Source organism: Bombella mellum (assembly GCF_014048465.1).
Classification (GTDB): Bacteria; Pseudomonadota; Alphaproteobacteria; order Acetobacterales; family Acetobacteraceae; genus Bombella; species Bombella mellum.
The window spans coordinates 209,261-223,338 of sequence record NZ_PDLY01000004.1 but is presented as its reverse complement, the minus strand read 5'-3'; the positions used below and the strand labels follow the sequence as shown (position 1 = coordinate 223,338).

General features: G+C 55.2%; 13 protein-coding genes and 1 tRNA gene. 6 read left to right on the top strand and 8 right to left on the bottom strand.

What is annotated here, in order from left to right:
• Positions 1-87: 87 nt before the first annotated feature.
• Positions 88-270: a hypothetical protein gene (locus tag CPA56_RS07530; protein WP_182041376.1), complete on the top strand. Its 183-nt coding sequence runs from the start codon at positions 88-90 to the stop codon at positions 268-270.
• A gap of 14 nt (positions 271-284) precedes the next feature.
• On the opposite strand, the gene CPA56_RS07525 is transcribed toward CPA56_RS07530, so the two are convergent.
• From CPA56_RS07525 to CPA56_RS07515, 3 genes are read right to left on the bottom strand one after another with little or no spacing between them, the layout of a single operon-like run.
• Positions 285-1,100 carry a metal ABC transporter permease gene (locus CPA56_RS07525; protein WP_182041375.1) on the bottom strand — a complete coding sequence of 272 codons (816 nt, stop codon included), beginning with the start codon at positions 1,098-1,100 and terminating at the stop codon, positions 285-287.
• Positions 1,093-1,752, bottom strand: a complete 660-nt coding sequence (locus tag CPA56_RS07520; RefSeq protein WP_182041374.1) for a metal ABC transporter ATP-binding protein — start codon at positions 1,750-1,752, stop codon at positions 1,093-1,095. The genes CPA56_RS07525 and CPA56_RS07520 overlap by 8 nt, the downstream gene beginning before the upstream one ends.
• A complete protein-coding gene (locus CPA56_RS07515; protein WP_182041373.1) occupies positions 1,749-2,678 on the bottom strand; it encodes a metal ABC transporter solute-binding protein, Zn/Mn family in 930 nt (309 codons plus the stop codon). Before CPA56_RS07515 ends, CPA56_RS07520 begins: the two co-directional genes overlap by 4 nt.
• Before the next feature lie 475 nt (positions 2,679-3,153).
• Here CPA56_RS07515 and CPA56_RS07510 point away from each other — a divergent pair, with 475 nt between their 5' ends.
• From CPA56_RS07510 to CPA56_RS07490, 5 genes are all read left to right on the top strand, one after another.
• Positions 3,154-3,786: a hypothetical protein gene (locus tag CPA56_RS07510; protein WP_182041372.1), complete on the top strand. Its 633-nt coding sequence runs from the start codon at positions 3,154-3,156 to the stop codon at positions 3,784-3,786.
• 78 nt (positions 3,787-3,864) lie between these two features.
• Positions 3,865-5,562 carry a peptidoglycan-binding protein gene (locus tag CPA56_RS07505; protein ID WP_182041371.1) on the top strand — a complete coding sequence of 566 codons (1,698 nt, stop codon included), beginning with the start codon at positions 3,865-3,867 and terminating at the stop codon, positions 5,560-5,562.
• A gap of 509 nt (positions 5,563-6,071) precedes the next feature.
• Positions 6,072-6,701, top strand: coding sequence for a hypothetical protein (locus CPA56_RS07500; RefSeq protein WP_182041370.1), 630 nt, complete (start codon positions 6,072-6,074; stop codon positions 6,699-6,701).
• Positions 6,702-6,759: 58 nt separating this feature from the next.
• Complete coding sequence (locus CPA56_RS07495; RefSeq protein WP_229707541.1) at positions 6,760-8,460, top strand: peptidoglycan-binding protein; 1,701 nt, start codon at positions 6,760-6,762, stop codon at positions 8,458-8,460.
• A 205-nt stretch (positions 8,461-8,665) separates the two neighbouring features.
• Positions 8,666-9,766 (top strand): aromatic ring-hydroxylating oxygenase subunit alpha, encoded by a 1,101-nt coding sequence (locus CPA56_RS07490; protein WP_182041368.1) that lies wholly within the window; start codon positions 8,666-8,668, stop codon positions 9,764-9,766.
• A gap of 45 nt (positions 9,767-9,811) precedes the next feature.
• Here the strand turns inward: CPA56_RS07490 and CPA56_RS07485 are convergent, their stop codons facing one another.
• The 5 genes from CPA56_RS07485 to CPA56_RS07465 all read right to left on the bottom strand — a co-directional run bounded on the left by CPA56_RS07485 (position 9,812) and on the right by CPA56_RS07465 (position 13,902).
• Positions 9,812-10,762, bottom strand: a complete 951-nt coding sequence (locus tag CPA56_RS07485) for an efflux RND transporter periplasmic adaptor subunit (RefSeq protein ID WP_182041367.1) — start codon at positions 10,760-10,762, stop codon at positions 9,812-9,814.
• Between the two features lie 34 nt (positions 10,763-10,796).
• On the bottom strand, positions 10,797-11,000 hold the full coding sequence (locus CPA56_RS07480) for a DUF1656 domain-containing protein (RefSeq protein WP_182041366.1): 204 nt from the start codon (positions 10,998-11,000) through the stop codon (positions 10,797-10,799).
• Positions 10,994-13,045 (bottom strand): FUSC family protein, encoded by a 2,052-nt coding sequence (locus tag CPA56_RS07475; protein ID WP_182041365.1) that lies wholly within the window; start codon positions 13,043-13,045, stop codon positions 10,994-10,996. The genes CPA56_RS07480 and CPA56_RS07475 overlap by 7 nt, the downstream gene beginning before the upstream one ends.
• Positions 13,046-13,115: 70 nt before the next feature.
• Positions 13,116-13,191, bottom strand: a tRNA-Ala gene (locus tag CPA56_RS07470).
• Positions 13,192-13,311: 120 nt separating this feature from the next.
• Positions 13,312-13,902, bottom strand: coding sequence for a Maf family protein (locus CPA56_RS07465; protein WP_182041364.1), 591 nt, complete (start codon positions 13,900-13,902; stop codon positions 13,312-13,314).
• Positions 13,903-14,078 lie beyond the last annotated feature (176 nt).

Below are 14,078 nucleotides of genomic sequence, written 5' to 3'. Positions count from 1 at the left end.
AAGAAGTTTCATAAATTATGAAAACATCATGATTCTGGAGAGCCGCCGCAAGAGAATGTACATGGCGAATGGTGGAGAGAAACAGCAATGAAGCTTTCAGACGTGCAGGGCAGACTGGCCCCGCTGATCAGATGGTTCCGGGTCGTCTGGCCGAAGAGTGATTATGAGGTGTTCGTACTGGACGGGAAATGGGTGATCCTTTTTCACGTCATCATTGTGGCCATCCTCATCATTGTCCATTTCACCCTCGTGAACATGCAGGATTTCTGACCTGCTGAGGCCGGTCATCGGGCCTGCCGCTGGATGAGGCTGGCAAGCAGGTAGAGGCTGACACCGCCGAGGCTGATCCAGAACGGCAGCGGAATGTCGCTGTACCATGAGAGGAGCAGCCCGCCCCATGAGAGCAGCAGGGCACCCAGAACGGAACAGGCGATCCCTCTGGCCGGAGGCAGCCCCAGTTTCAGGGCGGCGGCGGCGGGGCCGATCATCAGGCTGAAACAGAGCAGGGCACCGGCGATCTCGGCACAGGCGGCGGACGCCAGGGCCGCCAGCAGGAGGAACAGCTGGCCAAGACGGGCCGGTGACAGTCCCTGCGATTCAGCCAGACTGGGGGTGAGACTGACGAAGAGCAGCGGACGCCAGAGGATGGCCAGTCCTGCAAGGCAGACGGCGACCAGTCCCGCCAGAAGACTCAGTGTCGTACCGTCCAGCCCAAGCACGTCACCGAACAGGAGGGTCGTGGCTTGGGAGGAGGCTTCGTTGGCTTCGTGGAGGCACCAGACCCCGATGCCCAGACTGGCGGCAAGGATCAGGCCGGTCATCGTGTCCCGCTGGGCGGAATGTTCCCTGCCCTGCCCCGTCTGTCCCATGAAGAGGCCGCCCATCATGCTGGCGGCCATCATGCCCGTCAGTGGAGGGAGGTGCAGCCAGACGGCCGCCGCCGCTCCGCTGAAGCCGATATGAGGCAGGGCATGGGCTGCAAAGGCCTGCCGCCGCAGCAGCATGAACCATCCGAGGCTGCCTGCCAGAAGGGATACCAGAAAACAGCCCAGAAAGGCGTGCTGCATGAACGGGAAGGCAAAGGGGCCGGGATCAGACATGGAGTGCCCCTTCTCTCAGCGTGATCTCCCGTACGGGCAGGGAGAGGTTAGACGTTGCCAGTGGACCGTGGGCCGTCATGAGCAGGTCCATTCCCTTCTGCTGATGAAGCCGGGTGAAGAGCTGGAGCAGGGCCTCATGGCTTCCATGATCCAGAGCGGCGAAGGGTTCATCAAGAATGAGAAGGTTCGGGGAGCTGGCAAGGGCCTGCGCCAGAGCCACGCGCTGCCTTTCCCCGCCGGACAGGACGCCAAGTGGGCGGTCGGCCAGAGACAGGGCATCCGTCTCGGACAGGAGGGCCTCAGCTTTCCGGCGTGTTCTGCCGGGATGTGGAAGGCCCCAGCATGATCCCTCCACGCAGGCCATGACATGGCTGATGACAGGAAGCATGGGAGCCGTGTCATCCGTGCGCTGGGGCATGTATCCGCAATGATGCCGGGCCTCGGCCGGTGGATGGCCGTTGACGAGGATATTCCCGCCCTGCAGGGGCAGGATGCCGGTCAGTGCCCGGAGGAAACAGGTCTTCCCTGCTCCGTTCCGCCCCCGCAGGATGGTCAGCCCGTTCAGGGGAAGCTCAAGCGAGGCGTGGCTCAGGACAGGATGCTGCCCGACCCGGAGGCTGACATCACGGCAGGAAAGATGGGCCTTTTTCACGGTGCCGTCTGGAGCGGTGCTTCGTGAGGGGCTGTCTGTTTCAGGGCCTCTTCAAGTGTCGTGAGCAGCTGGTTCAGCCAGTCCTGCCAGTGCAGGCCGACAGGAAGGCTTTCTCCGATGGAAATGACGGGAATGCCCGCCTGTCGGGCCAGTTCCTCGACCGTCCGGGCCTGCGGAGCACTGATGGCCGGGTTGCGGACCAGAAAGCGGATGGTTTTCTGCCTGATGGCCGTTTCCAGCATGGCTGTGTCGTAGGGGGACAGGCCGGTTTCGTTCATCAGTGCCCTGGCCCAGCTCTGGTCCGTCATTTCCAGCCCGGCAGCCAGAAGCAGGCGTTCTCCGGCTGGCTCTGTCATGGCGAAGGGAGCACCATGGTCTGTCTGGCTTATGGCATCCAGACGGGCTGATATCTGGTCCATCCGCTCTTCAAACAGGGCGAGACGCTGGTTTATGTCCTGCCGGGCCTGGGGTCTCACGTCGGAAAGCCACGAGGCGATCTGCCGGGCCGTTTTTCTCACCGTGGGAAGATCGAAAAAGAGATGAGGGTCCGTTCCCGACAGCCAGCCTGCATAGTCTGCGGCAAGGAAGAGCTTCATCCCGCCGGGCAGCAGCTTCATGGCCCAGTCATCATAGGTTGCGCCATTGAGCAGCACGGCATCGCTCGTTGCCAGCTGCCGGGCCATGAGCGGTGACGGCTGGAGATGATGCGGGTCCATCCCCTCGCTGGTGATGAGGGAGCGTGTCCGCAGTTCGGTTCCGCCGATCTGCTGGGCGATGTCACACCATACGGGTTCCACGCAGCTGAGCACGGGTGTGGCCGGTTCCTGATGGTTCTCCTCCGCTCCGGCTCGGGCCGGTTGTGAGAGGAGGCCGGTCATCAGTGTCAGAAGGAGTGACAGGCAGGATAAGGGACGCAGCGGAAACATGGAAGCCTTTCTGACCGGGACAGGATGTAATGTTATATAATAACGTTTCGTTTTCCTGAAAAGTGATGGCTCAGGGTCTTCAGCACATGTGAGGAGAAGAGAATGGAGGGGGGAGTTTTCCCTTTCCTGTAAGGAAGAGCAGGTTGTTCAGTTTCATTTGTGCTGTAACAGTCAATGAAGACACAATAATGTCTTATTCCAAAAATAACGTAGCCTTGGGCCTACTGAGGCCAGCATAGGCAGGGGCATGTTTGGCGAGGATCGTGGCTTGGTTCTTGGGGGCTGTTCCGGTTGATTCTTCTTTGGAAGATGGTGTGTGGAATCTGCTTGCTGGATCGGCAAGACCATCTGTTTTCTGTCTTGTTTCGGTGTGCCAGTGGTTCTGTCTTGGCGGGAGAAGTGGACGATTTTTTTAATAATGCGGCTCAATAAAGTCAGGCGTGTTAGTTTTTTCCAGTGGTCGGGAGAGTGGATAATGAAAAAAAACTTTAAAGCAAATATGTTGCGTTTTCTTGTGCTGTTTCCGATGGCGGCTATTTATCTGTCTGGGCAGTCCGGTGCTGACACTGGAAGTAGTACTGGCAAGTATGAAGGGCAGACTCTTTGTGATGCAGGCGATGATGTAGAGCTTTCTTGTACGACACAGGCAGGGAGAAATTTGTCTATTTGTGGAGCCAAGAAACAGAATCCCTATGTTATGTATATAGCTTATGGAACTCCCGGAAATGTTAGTATCACTTCTCCGAGAAGTGGAGTATTTCCTTTGAGATATGTGTCGACAGGAGAATTTCCGAAAGAGATGGGGCTTATTCGTTTTTTTAATAAAGATAAAGATCAGTATCTTGCTTATTCTGTTTCTGACTATTCAGATCCCGATAATGTATTGCATGGATATGGGTTAATTATACGGAATGTTGGTGACCATGAGATTGTCAGTCATGATTTTTGTTTAAAGGATGTAGGGCAAAAGGATAGTAAAGGTTCAGAAGAAAGAATTTCTAATTATTCTGTAAAGGAAAGTAAATATCGTCATCGTATTGATGAGCGAGGTTTTCTGGATGAACATCTCAACCACATAATGTATGAGCATTTGTATCCAGAGGAATGAATTTTATGACAGAATGACCTTTGTCTCTTTAATCGCAAAGACGGGGAGGGGGGCATCATAGGATAAATTGAGGCTGATATGTCGACAGGACGCACGCAACACCAAGGTTCACAATTGATGTTTCCTCAAGATTTGACAAAGGAGCAACGAGCTCGAGCAGATTTGGTCATGATCAAGTTTGTTGAAGAGTTAAAAAAAGAAGGGGCTGATCTGAGTGTCCTAAGTAAGGATACTCTGGAGGGTAGCCGTCTTCGGGGGATGTTGTCCAATTATATGGGCCAAGCAGATGTTGAAACGTGGCATTTTAAAAAAATGGAAGAAAATCTTAAATATAAGTATAACACTCTGGAATCTAAAGATGAATTTTTAAGAGAATGCATAAATCATGATAGGAAGCATCATAATTCTCGGACATTTATTGATCTTGATCATCACAGACGTCGGATAGAAAATTTGAGTGATGTCGATGACTTTAATAAAATCAGTCCTGATGCCAAGGGAGATTTTCGCTATGACCATAGGATGGGAAATAAAGAAGGAGAAGGTCATCTCTACAAGGGGCGAGGATATTGCCAGCTGACCGGGCATGACAATTATAAGACCATAGGCCAGAAACTTGGCATTGATCTGCTAAAGTATCCTGAACTTGCTTCCAATCCACGTATTGCTACTGAAATTGCCATAGAGTACCTTAAAGAGAATCAGCATGGGAAGCTGCTTACTGACGCTGCAATAGACTCTGAAAGGCTGACCAGAACCATTAATGGTGGGAGAAACGCCCTTGATCAGCGGGTAACAAGGGCTCAGGAATGGGACGTTGCCATTAAAAATGGTTATACCCCTCGGCCAGTGAGTGAAGAGGTCGTTCCACCAACGGTCTTCTCCCGCAGTTCAAAAGAAGACATTACCCGGTTGCAGGAAAAGCTGAATATTGCCGGTTATGATGTTGCTGTTGATGGCCTATATGATGCTAGGACCAAGGCGGCGGTAACGAAGCTTCAGGAGGTCAATGGTCTGACGCCTCACGGTGTCGCTGACAGTGATACGCTGAGCAGGCTGGATGTACTCTGCCGGGCCAGACAGACACAGACCGCCAGTACGACAGCAGAGGTGGCTCAAAGTGTCAGGGCGGCAGAGCATTCCGCCCATCCTGCCGAGAATGAGGTAAGGCGGGCAGAGGCGTCTCCAGCTTTTCAGACACAGGCCAGTCCTCATGTAAATGCCCCTTCCCATTCCGAAGCGTCTCCTCATCTGCGGGGGGAGCCTTTGCGGCATGAGGCGGCTCATGAAATGTCCCATGAAGTCGGGAGAGAGCCTTCCCGCATGACGGTACCGCTTCTGAGAGAAGGCTCTCATGGTGATCGGGTTTCTGACGTGCAGCATGAACTTAATGCACTGCACTATACGGGCCGGGATGGCAGGGAACTGTCCGTTGATGGAAAATTTGGTCCTTTGACAAAATATGGTGTTGAAGAGTTTCAGCGGGACAATGGCCTGAAGGTTGATGGCCTTGTCGGTTCCCAGACCCGTCAGGTGCTTGATGACGCCTACAGGGCCAGACAGGCACAGACCGTCGAATCCATCCTGCTTCCGGAAAAAACGGCCCGTACGTCTGAAATGTCCAGCGTGTCTGATGCGGGGATGTACTGGCAGAATCTTCTTCACAAGGTACAGGCCTCCCCCAGTGCTGATGTCCAGCAGAGGCAGACGAGCACTCAGGGTCAGACACAGGAGTTTGAACAGACCCAGAGCTGTGGGTGGTCCATGCGTATGTAATTTCCGGGAAGGTTGAGCCGCTCTCATATTTGCAGGCTGGATTGTTTTTATGAATTTGCTACAGGCTGGGCAGTGTGTGGTTTTGCACTGTGTTATATTTTATAAAAAGGTGAGATGACCTGAATAAGTGAAGAGAAGTGGCATTTGATTGTCATGAGATGGGTAATTATTTTGCCAAAGCAAGCTTTTAGAGCCTTATTTTTAAAATGGCGTGGCATTGAGGTTATTGGGGAAGGGGAGAAGCGTAGACAGAAGAATTTTTAGCAGAAATTGTGGCATGGTTTTTGGAACTATTCCATATAACTGAAGATGAATATTTCTATTGGAGCTGATTTTTCTTCGGAAGGTAATGGCGTTTCTGTAGGACTGAAGCATAGGAATGGTTGCTTTTGACTTATGTTGGGGGATATCAGAGGTTTGGTCTCGGTAGAAGTGGACGTTTTCTTTAAATAACCTGGTTCGATAAAGTCTGGCGTGTCAGTTTGTCCCAGTAGTCAGGAGAGTGGATAATGAAAAAAAACTTTAAAGCAAATATGTTGCGTTTTCTTGTGCTGCTTCCGATGGTGGTTTTTTATCTGTCTGGGCAGTCCGGTGCTGAAACTGGCAACAATGGCGGCAGGTATGAAGGGCAGACTCTTTGTGATGCTGGTGATGATGTGGAGAGTTCTTGCACGACCCATACAGGGAAGAATTTATCAGTTTGTGGTAGTAGAAAGAAACATCCTTATATCATGTATATGGTCTATGGGAGTCATGATGACGTAATCGTCTCATCTCCTAAAGAAGGGGAGTTTCCTTTGAAACATATTTTTACAGAGGATGATAACATTGTCTATTTTTTTAAGAAGGGTGGAATAAGTTATATTTCGTATGCGGTATTTGATGACTCAGACCCTGAAAATGAGTTGGAGGGTGTGGGGTTCATGGCAATAAATTCATATAATAAAATAGTAAGTCATGATTTTTGTGTGAGTGACGTGAAGTATAAAAGTGAGAATAGAAATGATAAGATGAATAGAATACGTGACTATGGGCACCGGGAGGAAAAATCTCCTTTTCATATATCTCATGAGCGGAGTGTTTTTTCCGAAGAAGCGGAGAGGATTATGTATGATCATCTATATCCTGGGGGGCGTTGACTGACTTTGGGGTCTTTTAAAGAAATTCTGTCATATATCCAGTAGATAGGTGAAAAAAATGTCATTGCGGAACGGGCGTCACCAAAGTTTAGAATCATCCTCCTCGTTACAGAATTTGACAGGAAAACAAAGAGCTTATGCTGATCTGGTGATGATTAGATTTTTTGAGGAGTTCAAAAGAGAAGGAGCGGATTTAAATGCTCTAAGTAAAGACACCTCAGAAGGTAGGTCTCTTCGGAATTTGTTATCTAATTATATGGCCCAAGCAGATGTCGAGACGCAGCATTTTACAAAAATGGAAGAGAATCTTGCCTATTTCTATAGAAATGATCGTGAGGAAGAACGCTTTCTAGACAAGTGTGAAAAGTACGACAGGGCCCACCATGTGCCGCGTACGTTTGTCGATCTTGATCATCATAGACGGCAAATAAGGACTGTGGAAGATGTCGATGATTTTAATAAAATAAGCCCCGACGCCAAGGGAGACTTTCTCTACGATCATAGAATGAAAAATAAAGAGGGAGAAGGCCATCTCTACAAGGGGAGAGGGCATTACCAGATTACCGGGCATGACAATTATGAGACAATAGGCAAAAAACTTGGCATCGATCTGCTAAAATACCCCGAACTTGCTGCCAATCCACGTATCGCAGCTGAGACTGCCGTTGAGTATCTTAAAGGAAGGCAGCACGGGAAACTGCTTGTTGACGCTGCAATGGACTCTGAAAATCTGACAAGAACCGTCAATGGTGGGAGAAACGCCATAGATCAGCGGGTAATCAGGGCTCGGGAATGGGATACTGCCATTAAAAATGGTTATACCCCTCGGCCAGTGAGTGAAGAGGTCGTTCCACCAACGGTCTTCTCCCGCAGTCCAAAAGAAGACATTACCCGGTTGCAGGAAAAGCTCAATATTGCCGGTTATGATGTTGCTGTTGATGGCCTATATGATGCCAGGACCAGGGCGGCGGTAACGAAGCTTCAGGAAGCCAATGGTCTGACGCCTCACGGTGTCGCTGACAGTGATACGCTGAGCAGGCTGGATGTACTCTGCCGGGCCAGACAGACACAGACCGCCAGTACGACGGCAGAGGCTGCCCAAAGTGTCAGGGCGGCAGAACATTCCGTCCATCCTGCCGAGAATGAGGTAAGGCGGGCAGAGGCGTCTCCAGCTCTCCAGACACAGGCCAGTCCTCATGTAACTGCTCCCTCCCATTCTGAAGCGTCTCCTCACCCGCAGGTGGAGCCTTTGCGGCATGAGGCGGTTCATGAAATGTCCCATGCAGTCGGAAGAGAGTCTTCCCGCATGACGGTACCGCTTCTGAAAGAAGGCTCTCATGGTGATCGGGTTTCTGACGTGCAGCATGAACTCAATGCACTGCACTATACGGGCCGGGATGGCAGGGAACTGTCCGTTGATGGAAAATTTGGTCCTTTGACAAAATATGGTGTTGAAGAGTTTCAGCGGGACAATGGCCTGAAGGTTGATGGCCTCGTCGGTTCCCAGACCCGTCAGGTGCTTGATGACGCCTACAGGGCCAGACAGGCACAGACCGTCGAATCCATCCTGCTTCCGGAAAAAACGGTCCGTACGTCTGAAATGTCCAGCGTGTCTGATACGGGAATGTACTGGCAGAATCTTCTTCATAAGGTACAGGCCTCCCCCGGTGCTGATGTCCAGCAGAGGCAGACGAGCATTCAGGGGCAGACACAGGAGTTTGAACAGACCCAGAGCCGTGGGTGGTCCATGCGTATGTAGGTCTGAAATGGAATGGAGTGAAAATGCATTATCGGGACAGGCGTCTTGGTATTGCCTGTCGATTCCTGATGAAGACCTTATCGCCTGTAGGGCGGCCAAAAAATAGGTAAAAAGGGGCAAGGTTTCCGGGTGGAAACAGCCAGTGTAAAACACTGTTCTGGTATGCTCCCGCACTCTAAGTAGTAAATGTATTTGAGGTATCATCATGACTGAAACATTGTTGGAAAAAGAGTACGACCTCCGTCGGGTCGATATTTCACCTGATTACTGGTATCCCGTCGCCTGGTCCGAAGACCTCAGGGCTGGAAAGGCGATTGGCCGCAACTTCAGCGGCCAGCCTGTCGTGCTTGTCCGCCCCAGACGGGGGCAGGTCTATGCGCTGGAAGACAGATGTGCCCATCGGCAGGTTCCTCTCAGTGAGGGGGTCGTGGAGGGCAACACGATCAAGTGCGGCTATCACGGCTGGGCCTACAGCCGGAAAGGGGACTGTGAGGACATTCCCTATCTGGGTCGGGACGAGAACCAGAACCGCATTCCCAACTGTGTCCGTCCCTATCCCTGCATCGAAACGGGCGGGATGATCTTCATTTTTCCGGGTGATGCGGAAAAGGCCTGGAAAACGCCACTGCCGGAACTGGCACAGGTGGGCAACAGGGCCTTCAAGACCCGGCGTTTCAATCCTTCCGTGAAGTGTCATTACACGTTCATGCATGAGAACCTGATGGACATGAACCATCAGTTCCTGCACCGGCGGCAGATGGGAAAGATCAAGGCCCGTTATCTGGGAGGTGACCAGGGGGACGGCTATGTGGAGGCCCGTTACAGCTTTGCCCGTATGGGCAGCGAAGGCCAGCCTCTGGCGGAACGTCTGATCTTCGGGAAGCATAAATACGATCCCAGCAAGCCTCAGCCGGTGGAGGAGGTCGTGACCATCCGTACGTCATACCCGTATCAGAGCCTTCACATTCACGACAAGGATGGTGACCTCATCATGCAGCTCTTTGCCGTCTATGTGCCGGACAGTGGAGATGGCCAGAGCTGCCAGACATTCGGTCTGCTCTCCGTCCTGCGGCCCAAGGTTCCGCTCGTGCTGGACCTCATCTGGCCGGTGTTGGGCGTGTTCACCAACCGCATCTTCCATGAGGACAAGGACATCGTGGAGATGGAGCAGAAAGCCTGGAATGAGCAGGGAGGAGACCGGAACATCGAGGTCTTTCCCATCGTCAGGAAGCTGAGGAATCTGCTGCGGTCCGGTGGTGTGCCCCGTGAGATGGCAGCCCGGGAGCAGGTCGCCCGGCAGGCCTGACAGCATCCGGGGCCTGCTCTCCCTGTCTGGCAGGCCCCTTCTCTCTTACTTGTAGCCGAAGAGGTGGCGGAGATCGTCACTGAGATGCTGGAAGGCATCCTCGTTGCTGCGCCGCCGCCTGTTGCCTTTCTCGGAAATGGCCGTGACGGTGACGGTCATGCCGGCAGCGAGGTTGAGGTCCGGCGGGATGGCATCCAGACTGATGCGGACGGGAATGCGCTGCGCCAGCCTCACCCATGTATAGACAGGGTCCACGGTGGGCAGGCCGAGGGCATTTGTCAGGGCGTTCCTGCTCGCAATGCCACGGGTGATGCTGTGGACATGCCCATAAAGCGGGGTGTGATAGCCCATCAGGTCCATGCGGACAGGGTCTCCCACGCTGAGGTCATGCACCTTCACTTCCTCGAAATACCCGTCCACCCAGAATGAGCTGGTGTCGATGACATGGATGTTCACCTGTCCGGCGGAGGCATAGTCTCCCGGTCTCATGGTCAGGTTGGTGATGACGCCATCTATGGAGCTGCGGACCGTCGTGCGGTCCAGATTGATCTGGGCCTGTCTGCGCTGGGCCAGTGCCGTGCTGTAGATGGCCCGGGCCTGCTGTGCCAGAGCCTCATATTGCGTCTTTTCTTCCTGCGAGACGGCCGCTCCCGGGATGGCATGCCGCCATCTGGCCTGGTTCAGGCGGAACTCGAGGTCCGCCTTGGCCTTGTTCACATCGGCATCGGCTTTTTCGAGGGCCACCTGATAGTCGAACGGGTCGATGATATACAGCACGTCCCCGGCATGGACCTGCTGGTTGTCATGCACCGGCACGGTGATGATCTGCCCGGAGACACGGGGGGCGATGTTGGCCACCTGCACGCGCACCTGCCCGTTACGGGTCCACGGAGCGGCGGTGTAATAGTCCCAGAGAACGACGGCCACGAACCCGGCCACGCAGAGGATGGAGGCCGTGACGGAAAAACGGATGAGGCGGTAGGCTCGTGTAAACACCGGGTCCCTCTGGCTTTCGGGTGACTGCCGTTTCTTACAGCAGGATGGTGAACAGGCCCAGCAGGCAGATCATGATGGCGAACTGGGCCAGTGGCGGGTTGGCAAAGAAACGCCACAGCCTCACACGCTGGAGGGTGAGGCGTAGCAGGAAGGTGCCCAGCAGGGCGAGGGCAAGGTCGATGATGAAGGACGAGACGAACAGCCCATCCAGATTGATGACAAGGTGATGGTTTACCATCGTCTGCGTCCTATCCCGTAATGGCGGAGGGCGGACCTGTTCTTCCTGAGAAGGAAATGGACCTCTGCCAGCCCCGCAGCACACAGGACCGCCGTGACATGGGCGTGATCGTCCGGAAGCTGGGCCTGTGAGAGCATCTTCTCTGCCATGAGGGGGAGATGTTCTTCCAGTGAAAAGAGCGTCATCCGGGTCAGGTCCGCCTGTATGGTCTCGGCCAGCGTGGTGAGGGATGGATACTGGCGGGCCGTTTTCAGGTCCAGCTCCAGCCGGGCCAGAGCCGTGGTGAGGTCCGCCAGACTGATGAAGCGTTCACAGACCCGCCATGCCGCCTTCCCTTTCCCCTCCTGGCTGATGGCCTGGCTGAGCGTGTGGAGCTGATGGAGCCGGTCATATTTGCGGCTGAGCAGGGCCGGCGTGAAGGGCGGGGACATGAAGGAGAACTGCCGTTCCAGCTCCCTGGCGATGGACAGGGTTATGCGGAAACGGGTCCGCCGTGGGCGTGGGGGCAGGAACAGGATGAGGAAGAAGGCCGTTATACCGGCCGCACAGAGATAGAAGGTGTTCCGGTCCACGAAGCTGAGGAGGTTATAGTCGTGGTGATTGTTCAGCCCCAGAAAGACGAAGAAAAACGCCCCGTAATGTGAGCCTGCGGCGGCTGTCGTGGGATTGATGATGAGCAGGCAGCTGAACATGACCTGAAAGAGCATGACGATGGCCATGCCTGCCATGGTGCCGATGTGAGGTAGGATGAAGAAGGAGGTTATGCCTGCTGTCAGGATTCCCAGTGGCGTGCCGATCAGGATGCCCCGCCCGAATGAGGCACTGTTGGGCTGCGTGATGCCCAGGCAGAGCAGCATGGCGCATTGTGAAAGGGCCGTGGAGGCATTGGGCAGGCCGCTGCCGATGAACAGGGCCGCCGCCGCACTGAAGCAGAGCAGCACCCTGATGGCGTTGATGAGGGCCGCCACCTTGTCCGGATGGAAGGCGAACTGGCTCATGGCCCTCACCTTGCCCAAGGGGGAGGCTTTCAGAAGCGTGTTGAGGCCCATGCGGCTGCCATGACGGCTGGCGATCAGGCTGGCCGTACGTTCCAGCCGCCAGGCATCGGCCCGGCTCAGCCGTGGGGATTCCGGGGGCAGACGCTGCAGGAGGTCGGCCAGAATGGCTTCCCGGTCCGTTCCTGATGGCGCATGTATGTCCGACCGGGTCAGGGCCAGCACTGCGGGGCTGACAGTGGCATGGCGCATGAGGGCCAGAAGGCTGCGGCAGCAGGACAGGGCCGTCACCATGCCGATCAGGCAGACCTGTGCCCCCTTTGCTCTCAGGCGGCCTTTGGGTAGTTCCGTCCGGGTGTCATGGACCTGATTGGCAAGGGAGAAGACCGTGCTGGAAAGGGCGACGGTTTCCAGCGATGTGAGAGAGGGAACGGCCTCGTCAAGGGCCATACGGGTCTCGTGGCGCACTTCGGCAGCGGTTTTCTGAAGGCTGCGCGTGAGCTTCTGCCAGACATGGGGCGTGCCGGAAAGCAGGGCCACCGTGGCGATGGAGGCCACGCCGATCATCACGGTGGACACGCGGGCCACCGTGACATCAAAGGCATTCTGCGGCGCATCAATGTGGGCAATGGCGATCAGGGCCACGACATAGCCCGAAAGCAGGGCACCATAGGCCCGGAATCCCCGCCGCAGCGTGCCGACATAGGCGCATATGGCCATCCAGACGGCGCAGCCTCCCAGAAGAAGCTGCCGTTCCTGCCCGAACATGGAGACAAGGCAGAGGGCGACCACGCCGCCGATCAGGGTTCCCACGACACGGTAGAAGGCCTTGCTGAGAGCCTGTCCCCGCAGGGGCTGTGCAAGCAGCATCACGGTCACGGCGGCACTGGCCGGGGAGTCGATCTGCGCCCAGAAAGCGACGCCCAGGGACAGCGTGAGGGCAGCCCATATGCGCAGGCTGAAACTCCACCAGCCGGGCTGGAAGAAGGCCCTCGCTCTCCGAAGGAGCTGATCCGTCCGGGTGGAATGTTTCCGTCGCGCACCTGTCATGGCACAGGTACGCTATCAGTCAGACCAGATGGCCGACAGAAGAAAATAAGGCATGTTTTAAGAGGAAATTTGGTGGAGCCAATCGGGATCGAACCGACGACCTCTTGAATGCCATTCAAGCGCTCTCCCAACTGAGCTATGGCCCCACTTTTGCGGCGCATCCGTGACGCACCGTGTGGGGAGCATATATCCTCACATGGGAGGAGAAGGCAAGGGGGTATCGGCAAATTTTTTCATAAAATGTTGCGGGACGTTCCTGTCGCCTGTCAGTCTGGCAGGACACCGTGCCGACGCAGGGCGGCAAGCAGCGGGATGAGCGGCAGCCCGGCGATGGCATCGCTGCTGCCGGTGACGGTGTCAAAAAGCTGGATGCCCAGCCCTTCGATCCGGTAGCATCCCACGCAGTGAAGAAGGGCTTTCCCTTCCTTCTGGAGATAGTCGTCCAGAAACGCCTCCGAAAAGGAGCGCATGGTCAGGGTCGGGCTGCTGACGTGGGACCAGAGAGGCTGACCGTCCTTCCAGAGGGTTACGGCGGCATGGAGGGCATGGGTCCGGCTCCGCAGGGCCAGAAGATGGGTGCGGGCCTCGGTCAGGTCAGCCGGTTTGGCGAAGGCCCTGCCTTCCAGTTCCAGAATCTGGTCCGCAGCGATGATGAACCGTCCGGGGTGCTGGCCGGAGGCTGCTTCTGCCTTGGCATGGGCCAGGGCAAGAGCCGTGTCCCGTAGGGAGAGGCCCTCCGTTTCGGCCTTCCGGCGCAGGGCGTCTTCATCCACATCAACCGGGCTGGCCGTGACGGGCACTCCGGCAGCGTGAAGAAGCTGAAGCCGGATGGCAGAGCCGCTGGCAAGAACAGGCATGGGGGGAACCTCCGTGCAGATGACCGGACAGCCGCTATCATATCATTCCGTCGCATGACAGTGCCTCATTCCACAGTTGACGCCCGCCGCCCCTGCGGGGCAAGGATAGCCATATATGGATGCCATCATGGATATGGCCGTGGCAGGGGCGTGACTCCCCCTCCCTTTTCCGGAAT